Source organism: Nocardia sp. NPDC059236 (genome assembly GCF_042754085.1).
In the GTDB taxonomy this organism is placed as follows: Bacteria; Actinomycetota; Actinomycetes; order Mycobacteriales; family Mycobacteriaceae; genus Nocardia.
In genome coordinates this window covers 398,494-415,515 of record NZ_JBHZAF010000005.1, presented here as the reverse complement: position 1 = coordinate 415,515, position 17,022 = coordinate 398,494, and the positions used below count along the sequence as shown (strand labels likewise).

The window sequence follows — 17,022 nt, the reverse complement described above, 5'->3', positions numbered from 1 at the left end:
CAGGATCTTCGGGACTCGGTGGGCCGAGCCGGAATCCGGGGACGCCGCCGTATGGATCAGTGCGGCTGGACCGTCAGGTCGTAGGCCGCCATGTAACCGAAGTGCTGGGTCGCCGTGTAGTGGGCGGTCACCCAGTCGAGGATCTCCTTGTTGCCCGTCGGACGCCAGACACCTTGCTTCGCACCCGATTGCGCGGGCGCGGCGGTGTCAGCGGGCTTCGGATCCACTCGCCAGGAGTCGGGCAGCGGAACCTCGGGAGCCAGGTAGTAGGTGATCTCGTGGTTGCGGACCATCTCCTCGAACTGGGGCAGCGTCGGCACCGGGTCCTCGGAGGTGAAGCCGCCGATGGCGAGGACCGATGTGCGGCTGGCCAATTCGAGCCCGGCCGCGGGCGACGAACGGTCGATGGCGGCCGACCACTTGGTATTGGTCTGCTGCAGCAGCGTGACCAGCTGCGGATCGGACTGACCACCGAACAGCGTCTCGAGCTGCTTGCGGAACTGGTCGGCCGGTCCGGCCTTCTTGGGCTGGGGCGGGCCCACGGTCGGGCCGCCGCCGGTGTGCGACTGCGGCAGGGTCGCGGCCGCATACGCCGTGGAGCCGGTCAGGCCCGCGATCACACCGACTACGAGCAGCACCGTGGTACCGCGGCCGCGCAGCCGGTCCCAGCGGGCCGCAACCGGCAGCGCCAGCACGAGCAATCCCAGCGCCGTGACCACCGTGACCGCCAGCACCGTCCAGCGCAGCCACGGCTGCCAGTCGGAATTGCGTTGCAGCAGTACGAAACCCCAGATCCCCGCCGAGAGGATCAGCCCGGCGCCACCCACGCGGCCGAACGCCTCGGCCCGTCGCCGCCACATCTCGTACGCGCCGATGGCGAAGCAGCCCGCGATCGCCGGGGCCACGGCGAGAGTGTAGTAGGCATGCATGCCCGACTTCATCGCCGAGAACAGCACCCCGTCGATGACCAGCCACAGACCGAACACCAGCGCCGCGCCGCGGATCAGATCGGTGCGCGGCCGGCGGCCCCGCGACACCAGCACCAGCACGAACGCGAGCAGCGCGGCCGGCAGCAGCCACGAGATCTCGAATCCGATCTCACCGGTGAACATCCGGTCCGGCCCGTTGCCGAACCCGCCACCGAATCCGCCGCCCTCGAGCGCCTTCGGAATCTGGTAGCCCTCGGGCAGTTCGAAGGGATTCTTGGCGTTGCCGCCCATGTGGTTCTTGCCCAGGTAGCGGGCGAAACCGTTGTAGCCCAGCACCAGATCCATGAAGGTGTTGTCCTTCGATCCCGCCAGGTAGGGGCGCGAATCGGCGGGCCAGAGAATGGTGAGCAGCACGTACCAGCCGGAAGAGACGATCAGCGCGCCCAGCGCGGCCATCGAGTGCACGAGCCGGTTGCGCAGGGTGGTCGGCGCGACGATCACATAGGCCAGCCCGAGCGCGGGCAGCACCATGAGGCCCTCGAGCATCTTGGCCAGGAACGCGAATCCCAGTGCGACACCGGTCAGCACGATCCACTTCAGGCTCGCCCGCGGCAGCGCGCGCACGGTGCAGTAGGCCGCGGCGGTCATGAGCAGCACCATGGCGGCGTCCGGATTGTTGAACCGGAACATCAACGCCACCACGGGCGTCACCGCGAGCACCAGACCTGCCAGCAGGCCCGCGCCGCGGCTGCGGGTGACCCGGGTGACCGCGCCGTACATGAGCGCGACCGCGCCCACCGCCATGATTGCCTGCGGTGCAAGCATGCTCGCGCTGCTGAACCCGAACAGCTGCCCGGACAGGCCCATGACCCACTGCGAGACCGGCGGCTTGTCGACGGTGATGAAGTTGCCCGGATCCAGCGACCCGAACAGCAGCGCCTTCCAGTTCTGCGATCCGGACCAGGCGGCCGCCGCGTAGAAGCCGTTGCCCATCTGGTTGACCGTGATGTTCCACAGGTATGCGACGGCGGTGCCGATGAGCAGCAGCGCCAGCGCCGGCCGTTCCCAGCGGCGGGCGGGGGAGAGGCCTTCCGATGATGTCTCGGATGGCGGGGCGGTCGGTTCGGACGGGGCCAGCTCGGCAGTGGTCACGCTCACCGCGGGAGTGTGTCGCGCCAGCCGGTGAAGACCCTGACTCCTTGCTGGGAGCTTCCTGTGAACCGGGATCTCCCTATGCTGGTCGGATGAGCCCAGGTATGACAGCGCTGGTGCGGATCGACCCGGACCTCGACGCGGTGACCACCCTCGGACCCGAGGCCGACCCCGCCGACGCCGGACTCGCGCCCGGCGATATCGAGGCGATCTGGCGGTCCGTGCAGGACTGGTACCGCATGGGGACCACACCCGCCATCCAGGTGTGCCTGCGCCACCACGGCCACATCGTGCTGAACCGGGCCATCGGCCACGGCTGGGGCAATGCGCCCAAGGATTCCCCCGACGCCGACAAGCGCCCGGTGACCCCCGACTCGCCCTTCTGCGGATTCTCCACGGCCAAGGGCGTATCCGCCGCCCTGATGTTCATGCTCATCGAACAGGGTGCCTTCGCGCTCACCGACCCCGTCCGCGACTACATCCCCGAATTCGCCGGCCACGGCAAGGACCACATCACCATCGGCGACGTCCTCTCCCATTCCGCGGGCGTCCCGTTCGTCACCCCGCCCCACCGCGGCTCCGACCTGGTCCTCGACGAGGAACTCGCCGTCCAGGGCCTGGCCGACCTGGTTCCGAGCTGGCCGCCCAACCGGTTTCGCGTCTATCACGCGCTGACCGGTGGACTGATCCAGCGACTGCTGGTCCAGCGCGCTACCGGCAAAGCGATGCGCGACCATCTGCGCGAACAGGTCCTCGAACCACTCGGCTTCCGCTGGACCAATTTCGGTGTCCGCCCCGAGGACGTCGACCAGGTGGTGCCCAGTGTCAAGGTCGGCCCCGGGCCCTCCAAACTCTGGCGCCACCTGGCAGGCCGTGCCCTGGGCGGCGGCCTCTCGGGCCCGACCGACCCGGCCGCCGCCCGCGCCTTCCTCACCGCCGAACTCCCTTCCGGCAACCTCGTCACCACCGCCGCCGAACTCTCCCGTTTCTATGAAATCCTCACCCGCGGCGGAGAACTCGACGGAATCCGCATCATGCGCTCCGAAACCCTCGCCGCCGCAATCCATCCCGCCCCATGGCTGCCCGGCATGGCGGGCCGTGTCTCCGTGGCGGGCTTCGAACTGGGCGCCCGCCGCTCGAAGTTCGGCCGCAACACCGAATCCCACTTCGGTCGCAGCGGCCTCACCACCCAATACGGCTGGTCCGATCGTGCCCGCAACCTGTCGGGCGCCATCCTCACCAGCGGTAAGGCCCAGGCCGACGCCGACCGCCCCTGGCGCCTGGTCCACCAGATATCCGCGACCATGAATCCCCGCACCGATCGGGGATGACGGTTCAGCCACCCTGACAACACCGGACTTCGCAAGACGATCGCCGGTGTTTGCGTGCTATCGCCTGTGCGGGTCGAGCATGGGGACCAGGAATTGGCGGGCGATGGCGGCGAGTTGTTCGTCGTCGTCGAGGTCGACCACCTGGCTCGGAATTGCCAGGAACGAGGCGCAGATTCGAACCATCAACTCGGCGACCAGCTCGACCTGCAGGTCCGGGGGGATGGTGCCGGCCCGCTGTTCCTGGCGGAGTTGACGGGCTACGAATTCTCGGACCATGGCGACCGCTCGTCCGCCGTCGCCGACCAGCGAGCTGACGAAGTGGTCGGGTTCGGCGGTGATCAGTCCACCGATGAGGGGGTTGCCGCGCAGCGCGCGCAGGGAGCTCACGAATCCGAGGACGACGCGGTCGCCGACATTCGCCGCCGCCGCGATATCGACGAGGAATGTGTCGAAGTACCGGCGGAATTCACGCAGGATGACGCGTTCGACCAGTTCTTCTTTGGTGGCGAAGCGGCGATAGACGGTGATCCGTGAGATCCCCGCGGTGCGCGCGACATCCTCCATGGTCGAGCGCTGGATACCCCACCGCCGGAATTGTTCCTCGGCCGCGTCGAGGATGCGGGTGCGCATCGGGTCGGTGTCGTCGACCTGTTCGACGGCCTGCAGGTAGGCGCGTTCGAGCAAGGATTTCCCGGCGGGGAGCTCATTCGCGGGCGGCGCAGATTCCACGGTGTCCTCCTGAAACATCTTGTTCTGCATCAGTTCTCGGGCTGCGCCGCGATCGCGCTTCGCCTGATATTCGCGTTGCACACACTCCACATCGTTGTTGATACGCGGGTACGTTAGCTGTTTCATCGGATCCAGCGGGGTACCCCGTACCGGCCGAGTGTCGTCCGTACCTTATGTCCCTGGACGAGGGCGGCGAATCACCGGTTGGTCAGCGGGATTTCGATACTCAGGGGCATCCGCAGCTCGGCCACGTACCACAGGGCGAACTGGCGGAGGAACTCGTCGAACATCCAATACGGTGCGTCCACCACCGGTGCCACCGACAACACTCCTTCCCGAACTGCGACGAACGGGCCCCACGCCACCTCGAGCAGCGGGCTCCAGACCGGTTCCCGAGGAATGTTGAGCCAGTCGGCGACCTTGTCTCCCATGATGAATCGGGTGAACGCGCCCAGAATGCCGCGGCTGAGCAGCGTCAGGTCGAGATCGGCGCCGAGGTTGAGCAACTGGTTGGCCAGGTCGTTGCCCTCCGCGGTCGGTGCCAGGATCGGGTCGAGCTGCTGGCTTGCCTGCGCGTTGGCCTGCTCCCAGGTCGCAGGTATGTACTCGTCGCGAATGCCGAGCAGATGTGCGGCCAGCTGCCAACTGTGCAGGTAGCCATCGGATTCGGCGGCCGGGATGGGTACCTTCCACGCGGTGAGGGTCCGCATGATGGTGGTGGCCAAGCTGTGCCAGGTGACCATCATGTCGTCCTGGCTGATCGGCGTGACGCCTGCGGGCCAGTGCGGCGACTGCGGCAGCAGATGCCGGACGGACGCGTGGATGATCCTGGTTTTCACACAGGTCACGATCATCTCGCCGCCGTCCCCGTAGGCATCGACCGTGCCGATGTCGTACCCGAATTTCGCGGTCTTGGCGATGCGCTCCTTCAGGTGCGATCCGCCGCGTGAGTAGTACACCGCGAGGGCCTCGTGCGGGATGACCGTGGACATCATGCCGCTGGCGAACGCGTACAGCACGCCGAGATACAGACCACGCTTCTTGTTGAACTCGAAGGAGCTGGCCAGCTTGCCCTGGTCGGTCCACGAGGGCAGCTGACGAGCGGATTCGATGAAGTCCGCCAAGCCTTTCGGCAGGCCGGCGGGCAAGGGCTGGTCGTTGTAGACCCAGGTCGCCAGCAGCCTGTTGACCTCGGGCACATCGGCGTGGTCGATCACATCCGCCAGGACGGAATCGGCATCGGGGTCGTACACGGTCAACGGGTCGGCGCCGCCACCGGCGCCGACCACCGAATCGGCGGGCGACCACCTCCAAGGCTCCGCCCTCGCGGTGCGTGCCGTCAGTGCCATCGCACCGACGACGCCCACCAAACCGCCACCTGTCCTCAATGCGTCGCGCCTGCTGAGACGGTGTGCATCCATGCCGATTTCCTGTTCGTGAGTCTGATACAGAGACACATGAGATGTATCTGTGTATCTTGATGAGAGCACACCGTGACGGCTGTCACAACCAGTTGGCACGAATTTCCAGACGAAGGACCGGTCGATGAATCCGTACGTCGTTATCCAGAACCTCCTCAACCACCTGGACCTGGGGTCGGCCGGAAGCAGCGGCCCCGTCGGACTGGCAGAACACTCGGGAATCGCCATTTAGGTTCGGACACAACCGCTCTGGATCGGCTCCGTCGCGAGTAATACGTCCAATGCCGGTTCAGCGGACCCGATCCTGATCGGCCGTTGATCTACTCGGCCCGTGAGGGCCAGCGACGAGAAGAGTCACGCTGATCGGCTGGTGGTGCAGACCGCTCGTTATTCAGTTCGGTGAGCTGCGGCGATGTTGTGGCGCTGGTGGTTTCATGTCCGGCTCTGCGTGATGAGGGCTTGGGTGAGTACGGCCGGTTTCCGGCGTTGTAGCGGGTGGGGCTGGAGCGGTTCCTCCATCTGGACGACAAGGACCGCAAGCTAATTGCCAACCGTCGGCGCGACTACAACAAGCTCGGGTCCGCGGTGCAGATGACGACGGTGCAGTACCTGGGCATGTTCCGGCCGGATCCGGTCGACGTCCCGGTCGACGTGGTCGAGTATCTGGCCGCGCAGTCCCTTGCGATGCAGTGGGCGGTCGTTGGTGCTTGGCTTGGTTGCTGGTGCGGATTGGTTTGGCGGTGACCTTTTCATTCACACCAATTTCTCGGTGTCGCCCCAGCGTTGAAGAGCGCGGCGTAGCGATCGTGCATCCGCATACCCGAGGTGGGATGCAACTGTGCTGAGGGACATTCGGGCATGGTGCAGTAGGTGTTCGGCGCGCGCGTGGCGTGCTTCGTCGAGTTGCTGTTGCCACGTTGTGCCGTAGTCGGCCAGCCGGCGTTGCACGGTGCGGGGGCTGAGCGAAAGTCGGTGTGCGACCGCGTCCAGGGACGGTGTCTTCTCGGCGAAGGCTTTCGCCAGGGCGTCGTCGAAGCTGTCGCGCCAATCGGGCAATGGTCTGCTGCTGGATGCCGTCATCTCGGCGTAACGGCGGAATATGCGGGCGAGTTCGGGATCTGCCGGCTGAAGTGGTTGGGTATCGGAGCCTAGGAATGTGATCGAGTTGGTCTGCCCACCGAAGTCGAGACGTCGCGTACCGAACGCATCCGCCAGCAGTTGGGATGTCCGTGGGGCCGGGTGCGCGAACCCGACATGCAGCGGCACAATCGGGTGGCCGATGGCTTCCCGGCAGCGGCGCAAGATCAGGAGCATGATGAATTCGTGGATCGCGCCCGCAGCCGTGGTCCACGATGTTTCCGAACCGTAGCGCAGTGTCAGCTGAGCCCCGTCCGATCGAACGCTCATCGTCGCTGAGGGGTCGACGAGCAGATGCAAGTATTCCGCAGCCTGCTGGGCTCCGTCGGCGAGAGTGGCACCGCTGGTGAACAGGTAGTCCCAGACATGCAGGCTGCCCACTGCGGCCTGCTCCGCCGCCCGCAACCCCGGCATGCCCTCGGGTGCCACGGTCGTCATCATCTCCCAGAGGCGCAGGAGCGAGTTGGTGGGGGGACGAACAAGGTCGTCGTCCAACTGATGACGTGTCAGACCGGTTAGGTTTTCGGCGTCGGCGGTCGCAATACCCAACCGGCCAGCAGTCCTCAACACCAGACGGGTGATGTGTGACGACACCGTGCCCTCGATCGCAGCGCGATGTTGCGCGCCCGAGCCGATTTCTGCGCCACTCCTTCGAGGGTGACCTCCCATGCGAGAGGAAACCGCAGCGGTGTCGTGTTTAGTCCCGAGATCGACGCGCTCCTGCATCCGAACGCCTTTGCCGCGCACTTACTTTGGGTCAAGAACGAGCCGCGATCCGCGGCCCGATCGATGGAAGGAGCTTCGAAAATGGCCGTACTGAGTGTCATGGAATGGGTCGGCAATTCGCCGACTTTCTACGTTGCGATCATCGAGCGCATGGGCGTCCAGAACGCTCCGGCTGAGGGCATCCTCCTCCATATAGCGGGGGAAACCGCGACTGGAATGCGGATCGTGGAAGTGTGGGATAACGAGGACGCATTTGAGGCATTCGTCCGCGAGCGACTGCTACCTGCCGCCGAAGACGTTGGTTTGACCACGGAGCCCGCCTACACGGTCACCGCGGTCGCCAACCTGTTCGCCCCTACATTTGATCCGCTCCGGGAACTCGCGGATGGCTTCGCGGCCGTGGCTGCCGCGCAGCAGTAGGTTCCGTTCCCACGCACTGTTCGTCGCCTCATAGGTCAGCGGTGGATGAAGTCATTCGCCGCTGGGTGGCTCCTCGGCCAGTCCGACCGCGGATGGAAATGACCGCAGTTGTTCTTGACGTGCTGGGTTTTCCTCAGCGTTTGCCAGTTCGTGGAGGACTCCGAGGAGCCGTTCTTGCTGCTCGAAGGGGAGCTGGCCGATGGTCCAGGCCATGCTGTCCATCATGCTGACCACCGCGGCGTCCAGGTCGTCGTCGGTGCCGTCGTAACTGTCCAGCCACCACATGACGTCGACGACAAGGCTGGTTAGCACCGGGACCAAGGGGTCTGTATTGTTCATCCTGACAAATCCTATCGAACGTTGATTCAGCTGCGAAGTTGTTGGTGGGCAACGTTTTCCACGTCGGCTTGCGCGCCGAGCTCGGGCCTGCGGTCAGATGCTCCCCGTCGCCACCGGACGTGAGCCAGAGCCGTTATCTGGACAGACCCGAGAGTCGCGTTTTCGCCCGTCCTGGTCTCCTGTCTCCGGTTGGTCATCGACATGTGTTGGGGGACTTGTGTGTTTGTCTGTTGGGTGTGATGTCGAAGTTGGTTCGGGTCGGTGTCGGCGTGCTCGCGTGGATTGCGACACTCGCGGGAGTCGCTGGGGTCGCGTTGCACTTCAGTCGGTCGGGGTCTCGAGTGTTGGTCTTGGCGGCTTCGGGTGCGCCGTATTTGATGGGTGCCGCGCTCGTTGGGACGGTGGCGTTTGTGGCCGTGCGATGGTGGGTCGGTGCGGGTGTGGCGGTCGCGGTGGTGGCCGCTGCGGTGTGGACTCAAGCTCCGCTGTACGTCCATCGCTCCGGTGGTGGCGAAGGACCTGCGGTGATGGTGATGCAGGCCAATCTTCTGTTCGACGGAGCGGATCCTGGGGCGCTGGTCGACCAGGTGCGCGCGCGGAACATCGGTGTGCTGACCGTCAACGAACTCACTCGGGCGGAGGTTGAGGGTCTCGGCCGTGCGGGGCTCGACCAAGTGTTGCCGTACCGGTATCTCTCCCCGGGCAGGACCGCGGCCGGGACGGGAATCTGGAGCAGGTATCCGCTGTCGGAGACTGTCGAGTATGACGGGTTCGTACTGAATCAGCTCTCGGCGACGGCAGACATTCCAGGTGCTGGACCGGTCACGGTGTACGCCTTCCATCCGGTACCACCGGTGTTCGGCACCCAGGTGTGGGCCGATGAGTTGTCCCGTTTGCGTGAGATTCTCGAGCGGTCGCCGTCGGATCGGCCGGTGATCGTTGGTGGTGACTTCAACGCGACCTACGATCATTGGCAGTACCGCGTGATGTTGTCAGGACGTTTCGCCGATGCCGCCGGACAGGCCGGTGCCGGGCATCTGGTCACCTATCCCACCGACAAACGGTGGCCGCCCCTGGTCGGTATCGACCATATCCTCATCGCCGAGGGGCGAACGGTCACGGTGGAGACAGTGGACCTACCGGGCTCGGACCACCGCGCCCTGGTATCGCAGATCCGTCTGAACCGTGGAAGGCAGTAGGCGGCCCCGTCGCGTTGACAGAACGCTCGGGAATCGCCATTTAGGTTCGGACGCAACCGCTTCGGGTCGGCCTGGGACTTCGGCTCGGACGGCGTTCAGCGGTCGGCCGGGCTTCCATCGAAGATCCGGCGGAAGACGTCGTCGGCGTGGCTGGTGGGTTCCGGGGGTGCCGGTGTGAAGGAGAAGGTCCGGGTGCCGTCCGGATGGTGGCCGGCACGAAGGAAGAGATCGGTCGGGTGGGCGGATTGGTAACGGCGGTGGGCGAATTCGTAGAGGTGGGTGACGAAGACGATCGAGACGCCGCTTTCGAGGACTGCGTCGACGAGTGGCGCGGCGATGTGGGTGGCGTCGTGTTCGCTGGTGGAGGAGAACGACTCGTTGCACAGCAGGAGGGAGTTCGGGGTGATGCGGTCGACGATGCAGCTCATGCGGGCCAGCTCGTCGACCAGCTTGCCGTGGGACAGGGTGCGGTCTTCGTCGGTGACGAAGTGGGTGAAGACGCCGTCGCGCACGTCGGCTTCGAATGTGTCGGCGACGACGTACATTCCGGCCTGCATCATCAGCTGGGCGGTGCCGATGCTGCGCAGCAGGGTGGATTTGCCGCCGCTGTTGGCTCCGGTAATGACGATCAGGGAGCGGCCGGTGGCGTCGATGTCATTGCCGACCACCGGGTGGCCGGAGGTCAGGCACAGTGTGACGTCGCGCAGTCCGAAACAACGCAGGCGCGGCGTTCCGGCGGGGTGCGGGGTCGGCAGGCACACCGGTAGCCCGGCATTGCGGAAGCGGTCGTGTAGTGCGAGACAGCCGACGTAGAAGGCGAGTTCGCTGCGCAGTCGCCGGAAGAAGTCCTGCACGTGGACAACCGCGTCGTTGACGACATCGGCGATCACGGACACGGCTCGGTCGCGCAGCTGCATGACCGGGTCGAATTCGGGGTCGGGTTCGTCGATGACGCGAAAGGCGTGGCGGCTCGGGCGATCGAATCCGAAGCGGCGACGGCGGATCGGCTCGTGCAGCACGATGCCCGCGATCCGGTTGCCCGCGCCGAGCCCCGCGCTGATGTGCAGACCACGGTCGAAATCCATTGCCGCCAACTGTGCTTCGACACTGTCGAAATATCGGTCGTCGAGCTGAACTGCGATGACGGCCATCAGATGGGTGAATCCGGGCGCTCGGAACCGGTGGCCGTCCCGATCGCAGAGGGCGCGCAATTGCCGGAGGAACGTGATCAGCTCGTTCAGAGGTTCCAGCGCGAGCAGCAGTTTCCCACTGGCGCGGTGCAATGGACCGGCCTTGCGGCGCCTGACTTCGGTTGCCTGGGAAGCGATCCGGTAGAGCTCGCGCACCACGATCGGATGTGCCTGGCAGTCGGCGAGCACGGAGTGCCGGTAGCGGATCACCTCCGGATCGGTCACCGGTGCCGCCAGCCCGGCCCGGACGGCATCACGGATTACTGGATCGTCGGAGGCCGCAGTGCACAGCGACTCGAGACCGAGATCATCGAAGGTGCTGTCCCCGTTGCCTGCTGGACGAGGTTCGTAGTCGGCAGGATGGAGAAGATTCACCTGCATGCGGCGATCCTGGCGGTCACGAGGTCGTAGGTCAGCCCGAAGCGCTCGGCGAGCACCACGGCGTGGGCATGGCCGTCGGCCTGCCTGCGCTCGATACGGAATGTGCGCCGGGACGGATCGCCGGGGTCGGTGGCCGCCACCATGCTGACCGCGGCCGGTCCGGACCGGGCCAGTTCGTCGAAGAAGGTGACCCACACGGCCATCGCGCCACGCTCGACGATCCGATCGAGCACATCGCCGCCGATCCGCACGGCATCGGCGGTACTGGTTGCGCTGAAACTCTCATTGAGGATGATCACGCTGTCCGCGGTCGCCTCCTCGAGTGTGTCGCGGATGCGCAGCAGCTCCTCGGCGAGGCGCCCATCGGGAACGGTTGCCTGCTCGGCACGTTCGAAATGCGTGAACAGCCGGACCGCCAACGGCAGGCGGGCACTGCGGGCCGGGACCGGACAGCCGAGCGCGGCGAGATAGATCAGCTGGCCGACCGTGCGCGCGAAGGTCGTCTTCCCGCCCTGGTTGGGACCGGTCACCACCAGCACTCGTTCCGGACCCGACAGCCGCAGATCGTTGCACACCACCTCGGTGTCGGCGCGCCCGCGACGGGTGACCAGTGCGAGGTCGAACGCGCCTTCGGCGTGAATCTCCGCGCCTCGGGTTGCCAACTGTGGCAGGCACATCGCCCGGTCCGTTCCACTGACCCGGCGAACGAAGGCGAGATACGTCAGATAGAACTGGATCTCCCGATCGAACGCCATCACCGCGGCGTCGGCGAACTGCCCGTGGTCGCGGGCGAATTCGGCGAGCTGTTCGAAGGCGCGAGGGTGTAAGGCGGCGACACGATCGAGGATCTGCTCCTCCATGTGATTGATGTCGTCCCAGTCCGACCGCGGCCGCCCCGGCCGCGGCACACCGACACCGAAGCGCGAGAACAGCTTCGCGATCGCCGCACTGTAATCCGCCTCGGCGCCGACGGGCCCCACCTCGAGGGTGCGGTCGACGATCCGCAGGCTGTAGCGCACCGAGCTCAACGCCTGCTGCACCTGGTGCACGGCGTTGGCCAAACGGCAGAAACCGGGCCCGGCGACGTAGTCGGTGATGAACTCCCGCCATCGGGTCAGCGCACGAGCGGACAGGGGGAGTGCGGCCAACGCTTCAGCGAACCGGGCTACCGCCTCGATGTATTCGGCAGTAGCACTGAGCTGCCACCACTGTCGCTGATGCGGATGATGCAGGCGTTCCTGCCAATCGAGCCGTTTCCGGGTGCCGCGCATGCCGGCGGAGAACGCGTCGAACACTTCCCGCACCGAATCATCCGCGAGCTCGGCGAAGATCTCCTGTCGGTACCGCACCGTCTCCGGGTCCCGGACGGGCTCGGAAAACCATGCCCGCAACCGGTATTCATCGGCCTCGACGACGGCGGCGATGATCCGATCGATATGGAGGTCGGTCACCGCCCCGGAATCCATCATCAGGCGGCCGCCCAACGCCACTGAGTCCGGCCACAGCATGCTGACACCCGGCATACTCCCCACCTCCATCAGGTATGCCAGCCCTCGGCAACAGCAGGCGAGCCTCGGACGGGCCTATTGCACCGTAGAGAAACACCTTACCGGCCGTCAAGCTATCTGTTGGATTCCGGTTCCGCCGCCGCATTCGGCGCAGGTCGTTGACGGTGACCTCCCAGATCCTGGTGGGTGTCATGGACTTTCGGGCGCAGGGTGGGCTTGCCCTGGGTGCGCCAGGTGCGCGGGCTGCAGCCGTGGCGTTTGGTGAACCAGCGGGTGAAGTTGCTGGGGGAGGAGAAGGCCAGCATTTCGGCTATCTGGGTGAGGGAGTGGCGGCGATTCGCGACCAGGTGCTGGGCGAGTTCGGCGCGGGTGGAATCCAAGAGGGTGGTGAAGGTTTCGCCTTCCGCGGCGAGGTGCCGGTGGATGGTGCGGCGGTCGACACCGAGGCTGCGAGCGATCTGTTCGATCGAGCAGCGTCCGGTCGGCAGCAGGAGTTCGATCAATTCCCGCACGCGGTCGATGGTGGTGGCGGGGGCGAGGTCGGTGGAGTCGAGGAACTGCCGGGTGTAGGTGCGCAGCAGCGGGTCCGACATGGCGTTGGGGGCATCGAGATCGGTTGTGTAGATGATGAGTCCGTTGAATTCCTGACCGAAGGTGATGTTCGGTCCGAGTATGCGGTGATGGGTGCTGCGGTCGGCAGGCGCGGCGTGGGTGAATCGGGTCTCCACCGGCTGCCAGCCGCTGCCGAGGAATCCGCGCAGCAGGCCGTGCAGCACTCCGATAGCCAGTTCGACGGACTGGCGGGTTTCGCCGGCCTGCCCGATATCGAGCCCGAGCCGGATGGTGGCGAGACCGTTGCGTTCGGTGAGGCGGGTGTGCAAGGCCTCGTTGTACATGTGCGCGTGCCGGGACATGACCCGCAGCGCGCTGCGCACATCCGGTTCCTCGCGGATGACCAGGCTCAGCGGGCCGAGGTTCGCGATGCGCCGCCGCTCGGCCAGGCGCAGCCCGAAGTCCTCGCAGTGCGCGGCGGCGGCTGAGCGTTCGAGCAGATCGGCGATGGTGGCGGCCGGCACCCAGCGGTCCTGCAGGGTCAGGCTCGCCGGGTCGAGTCCGGATTCGCGCACCAGACGGACCGGATCGAGGCCGACGGATCGGCCCAGCTCCACGTAGTTGCTCAACGCGGCATAGCGGGCGAGCGGCTTCACCGGGCATCCTCCTGTGTCCCGAAGTGAATGGATTCCTGTCCCGAGAGGATAAGCAATCGAGTGTGATCCGGCTTACTCTGGGTTCATCACAACGAATTGACCAGCGGAAAAGCAGGACATCGCGGTCGGTGAGCGCACCCGGCCCGGATTCTGCTGCTGGTCTCTCGTTCTCGATAGCCCGGGCCTCCGAGCGTCCCCGCAGCCGCGGGCACGCGACGGGTCGGTGCCGGGTACCCCTGTCGGACCCAGAACGCCGATCGCCGCCCCGGCGCGGTCGCGTCCAAAAGGAGATGCACTGTGGCACAAGCTGTTCGCTTCTACGAAACCGGCGGACCCGAGGTATTGCGGTGGGAGACAGCCGATGTCGGAGAGCCCGGACCGGGCCAGGTCCGGATTCGGCACGAAGCGGTCGGCTTGAACTTCGCCGACACCTACTTCCGCACCGGCCTCTACCCGGCGGCGCTGCCGGCCGGCATGGGCGTCGAGGCGGCGGGCGTGATCGAGGCGGTCGGCCCGGACATCACCGATTTCCGGGCGGGTGACCGCGTGACCTACACCGGCAGCCCACTCGGTGCCTACAGCACCGAACGCGTGATGCCCGCCGAGCACCTGATCCGGTTGCCGCAGGAGATCCCGTTCGAGACCGCCGCCTCCATGACCATGCGCGGACTCACCACCGCATACCTGCTGCGGCGCATTCACCCGCTGCGCGCCGGGGACACCGTGCTGCTGCATGCCGCCGCCGGCGGCGTCGGCTCGCTGTTCACCCAGTGGGCGAAGTTGTTGGGCGTCAGCGTGATCGGGACGGTGTCGAGTGCAGAGAAGGCCGCGATCGCCCGCGCGAACGGCTGCGATCACGTCGTGCTCTACACCCGCGAGAACGTCGCCGAACGCGTCCGGGAGATCACCGACGGCAAGGGCGTGCCCGTGGTCTACGACAGCATCGGAAAGACCACCTATCAGTCGTCTCTGGATTCCTTGGCGCGGCGCGGCCTGCTCGTCTGCTTCGGCACCGCGTCGGGCCCGGTCCCGCCGATCGACGCCATGCAGTTGGCAGTGAAGGGTTCACTGTTCGTGACGCGCCCCGCGCTCGCCGACTACATCGCCGACCCCGCCGAACGAGCCGAACTCGCGGGTGAGCTCTTCTCCCACGTCGCCGCGGGCCGCATTCGCGTCGACATCAATCAGCGCTACGTGCTGCCCGACGCGGAGCAGGCGCACCGCGACCTCGAGTCCGGTCGCAGCGTCGGCACCTCGGTCTTCGTGCTCTGAAACTCCGCCCGCCCGTTGCCGCGGGCTCACACCCCTTGGAGGACTGTCATGACAACCCTTACCCCACTGGAGGATTCGACACTGCGCTGGTCGATCGGCGTGACACCGATGACCTGCACCATCGGTGCCGAGCTGTCCGGCGTGGATCTGGCCACGGCGGCGCACGACGACGCCCTTTTCGCCGAATTGCGCGCCCTGCTGCTCGAATACAAGGTCCTGTTCGTCCGCGATCAGGACATCAGCCGCGCCGACCACGTCGCGCTCGCCCGCCGCTTCGGCGAGCTGGAGGACCATCCGGTGGCCGGCAGCGACCCGGACCACCCGGGCCTGGTGCGCATCTACAAGGATCTGGACAGCGCGCCGGAACACTACGAGAACGCCTACCACTGCGACGCCACCTGGCGACAGCATCCGCCGATGGGGTCGGTGCTGCGCTGCGTGGAGGCGCCGCCCGTCGGTGGCGACACCATCTGGGTGAATATGGCCGAGGCGTATCGGCGTCTGCCCGACGAGGTCAAGAACCGTATCCGGGGCCTGCGCGCCCGGCACAGCATCGAGGCCAGCTTCGGCGCCGCCATGCCGCAGGAGCAGCGTCACGAACTGGCACAACGCTTTCCGGACGCCGAGCACCCGGTGGTGCGCACGCACCCGGAGACCGGCGAGCAGATCCTGTTCGTCAACTCCTTCACCACACACCTGGTCAATTACCACACCCCCGAGAACGTGCGCTTCGGCTTCGATTACGCGCCGGGCGCGGCGGAGTTGCTGCACTACCTGATGCGGCAGGCCGCGGTCCCCGAATACCAGGTGCGCTGGCGGTGGACCCCGAACAGCTTCGCCATCTGGGACAACCGGTCCACCCAGCATTACGCGGTCCAGGACTACTGGCCCGCGGTCCGGAAGATGGAGCGCGCCGGGATCATCGGCGACCTCCCGTACTGACATCCCTTCCAGCCCACTCACATTGGAGTAAGCCCATGCATTTTCACGACGATGCGCTGTTCCCGGAGGTCCAGGAGAAGCTGGTCATCACCGTCGCCCCCTACGGCCCGGAGTGGGAGCCCGATGATTTCCGCGAAGACCTGCCGCTGACCATGGACGAGCATGTCCAGCAGGCGGTGGACTGCTACAACGCGGGCGCCACGGTCCTGCACATCCACGTGCGGGAACTCGACGGCAAGGGCTCCAAGCGGCTCTCGAAGTTCAACGAGCTGCTGGGCCGGCTGCGTGATGCGGTGCCGGACATGATCCTCCAGGTCGGCGGCTCCATCTCGTTCGCGCCGGAAGGTGATGGCGCCGACGCCAAATGGCTCTCCGACGACGCACGCCACATGCTCGCGGCGCTGGATCCCAAGCCGGATCAGGTCACCATCGCCATCAACACCAATCAGATGAACATCGTCGAGCTGATGACCGACGACGACATCGCGGGCACCTCGTTCACCCGCCCGGAGGTGTACGAGGCCTACCGCGAGATGCACGTCCCGGCGGGACCGGGCTGGGTGGAGGAGCACCTGAAACGATTGCAGGCGGCCGGAATTCAACCGCACTTCCAGCTCGCGAACATCGCACAGCTCGAGACGGTGGAGCGGCTGATCCGCCGCGGCGTCTACACCGGCCCGCTCATGGTGACCTGGGTCGGCATCGGCGGCGGCTTCGACGGACCCAACCCCTACAACATGATGGAGTTCATCCGCCGGGTCCCCGACGGCGCGGTGCTGACCCTCGAGACGCTCATGCGCAGCGTGTTGCCGGTCAACACCATGGCCATTGCGATGGGTCTGCACGCGCGCTGCGGCAACGAGGACACCCTCTGGGGTCGCAAGGGCCAGAAGACGACCTCGGTGCAGCAGGTCGAGCAACTGGTGCGCATCGCCGGTGAGCTGGGTCGCGAGGTCGCCACCGGCAAGGAGGCGCGCGAGATCTACAAGCTCGACGAGCGCTACGCCGACGCGGACGAGACGCTCGCCAAGCTCGGATTCGCGCCCAACCGCAAGCCGGGCCAGGTCGGCTTCACCCACCACGCCTGACCAGCTCGCACCGGGCAGCATCTCGGGTCGCTGATCAGGCAGTGCCCGAT

15 protein-coding genes are annotated in these 17,022 nt (G+C 66.2%); 7 read left to right on the top strand and 8 right to left on the bottom strand.

Features of this window, described 5'->3' with window-relative positions; translation table 11 throughout:
• Positions 1 to 56: 56 nt before the first annotated feature.
• A complete protein-coding gene (locus ACFXIV_RS16575) occupies positions 57 to 2,087 on the bottom strand; it encodes an ArnT family glycosyltransferase (RefSeq protein ID WP_379397128.1) in 2,031 nt (676 codons plus the stop codon).
• Positions 2,088 to 2,173: 86 nt separating this feature from the next.
• Here ACFXIV_RS16575 and ACFXIV_RS16570 point away from each other — a divergent pair, with 86 nt between their 5' ends.
• Positions 2,174 to 3,412, top strand: coding sequence for a serine hydrolase (locus ACFXIV_RS16570; protein ID WP_379397127.1), 1,239 nt, complete (start codon positions 2,174 to 2,176; stop codon positions 3,410 to 3,412).
• A gap of 57 nt (positions 3,413 to 3,469) precedes the next feature.
• On the opposite strand, the gene ACFXIV_RS16565 is transcribed toward ACFXIV_RS16570, so the two are convergent.
• The gene (locus tag ACFXIV_RS16565) at positions 3,470 to 4,267 is read right to left on the bottom strand and encodes a TetR/AcrR family transcriptional regulator (RefSeq protein ID WP_379397125.1); all 798 of its coding nucleotides are present in this window, start codon (positions 4,265 to 4,267) and stop codon (positions 3,470 to 3,472) included.
• 71 nt (positions 4,268 to 4,338) lie between these two features.
• Positions 4,339 to 5,562 (bottom strand): oxygenase MpaB family protein, encoded by a 1,224-nt coding sequence (locus ACFXIV_RS16560; RefSeq protein ID WP_379397123.1) that lies wholly within the window; start codon positions 5,560 to 5,562, stop codon positions 4,339 to 4,341.
• 495 nt (positions 5,563 to 6,057) lie between these two features.
• On the opposite strand from ACFXIV_RS16560, the gene ACFXIV_RS16555 reads away from it, so the two are divergent.
• The gene (locus ACFXIV_RS16555; RefSeq protein ID WP_379397122.1) at positions 6,058 to 6,306 is read left to right on the top strand and encodes a DUF4158 domain-containing protein; all 249 of its coding nucleotides are present in this window, start codon (positions 6,058 to 6,060) and stop codon (positions 6,304 to 6,306) included.
• Between the two features lie 9 nt (positions 6,307 to 6,315).
• Here the strand turns inward: ACFXIV_RS16555 and ACFXIV_RS16550 are convergent, their stop codons facing one another.
• On the bottom strand, positions 6,316 to 7,425 hold the full coding sequence (locus ACFXIV_RS16550; protein ID WP_379397121.1) for an AraC family transcriptional regulator ligand-binding domain-containing protein: 1,110 nt from the start codon (positions 7,423 to 7,425) through the stop codon (positions 6,316 to 6,318).
• Between the two features lie 81 nt (positions 7,426 to 7,506).
• On the opposite strand from ACFXIV_RS16550, the gene ACFXIV_RS16545 reads away from it, so the two are divergent.
• Positions 7,507 to 7,845, top strand: a complete 339-nt coding sequence (locus ACFXIV_RS16545) for a hypothetical protein (RefSeq protein ID WP_379397119.1) — start codon at positions 7,507 to 7,509, stop codon at positions 7,843 to 7,845.
• 51 nt (positions 7,846 to 7,896) lie between these two features.
• Here ACFXIV_RS16545 and ACFXIV_RS16540 read toward each other — a convergent pair whose 3' ends face one another.
• Positions 7,897 to 8,184 carry a hypothetical protein gene (locus tag ACFXIV_RS16540; protein WP_379397117.1) on the bottom strand — a complete coding sequence of 96 codons (288 nt, stop codon included), beginning with the start codon at positions 8,182 to 8,184 and terminating at the stop codon, positions 7,897 to 7,899.
• A gap of 455 nt (positions 8,185 to 8,639) precedes the next feature.
• Here ACFXIV_RS16540 and ACFXIV_RS16535 point away from each other — a divergent pair, with 455 nt between their 5' ends.
• The gene (locus ACFXIV_RS16535) at positions 8,640 to 9,383 is read left to right on the top strand and encodes an endonuclease/exonuclease/phosphatase family protein (protein WP_379421283.1); all 744 of its coding nucleotides are present in this window, start codon (positions 8,640 to 8,642) and stop codon (positions 9,381 to 9,383) included.
• A 95-nt stretch (positions 9,384 to 9,478) separates the two neighbouring features.
• On the opposite strand, the gene ACFXIV_RS16530 is transcribed toward ACFXIV_RS16535, so the two are convergent.
• The 3 genes from ACFXIV_RS16530 to ACFXIV_RS16520 all read right to left on the bottom strand — a co-directional run bounded on the left by ACFXIV_RS16530 (position 9,479) and on the right by ACFXIV_RS16520 (position 13,670).
• Complete coding sequence (locus tag ACFXIV_RS16530) at positions 9,479 to 10,954, bottom strand: DNA mismatch repair protein (RefSeq protein ID WP_379397114.1); 1,476 nt, start codon at positions 10,952 to 10,954, stop codon at positions 9,479 to 9,481.
• Positions 10,945 to 12,477, bottom strand: coding sequence for a DNA mismatch repair protein MutS (locus tag ACFXIV_RS16525; protein WP_379397113.1), 1,533 nt, complete (start codon positions 12,475 to 12,477; stop codon positions 10,945 to 10,947). The genes ACFXIV_RS16530 and ACFXIV_RS16525 overlap by 10 nt, the downstream gene beginning before the upstream one ends.
• Positions 12,478 to 12,575: 98 nt before the next feature.
• Positions 12,576 to 13,670: an AraC family transcriptional regulator gene (locus tag ACFXIV_RS16520; RefSeq protein WP_379397111.1), complete on the bottom strand. Its 1,095-nt coding sequence runs from the start codon at positions 13,668 to 13,670 to the stop codon at positions 12,576 to 12,578.
• Positions 13,671 to 13,967: 297 nt separating this feature from the next.
• Here ACFXIV_RS16520 and ACFXIV_RS16515 point away from each other — a divergent pair, with 297 nt between their 5' ends.
• From ACFXIV_RS16515 to ACFXIV_RS16505, 3 genes are read left to right on the top strand one after another with little or no spacing between them, the layout of a single operon-like run.
• On the top strand, positions 13,968 to 14,942 hold the full coding sequence (locus ACFXIV_RS16515; RefSeq protein ID WP_379397109.1) for a quinone oxidoreductase family protein: 975 nt from the start codon (positions 13,968 to 13,970) through the stop codon (positions 14,940 to 14,942).
• Between the two features lie 48 nt (positions 14,943 to 14,990).
• A complete protein-coding gene (locus ACFXIV_RS16510) occupies positions 14,991 to 15,884 on the top strand; it encodes a TauD/TfdA dioxygenase family protein (protein ID WP_379397107.1) in 894 nt (297 codons plus the stop codon).
• Positions 15,885 to 15,919: 35 nt separating this feature from the next.
• Positions 15,920 to 16,972 (top strand): 3-keto-5-aminohexanoate cleavage protein, encoded by a 1,053-nt coding sequence (locus ACFXIV_RS16505; RefSeq protein ID WP_379397105.1) that lies wholly within the window; start codon positions 15,920 to 15,922, stop codon positions 16,970 to 16,972.
• Positions 16,973 to 17,022 lie beyond the last annotated feature (50 nt).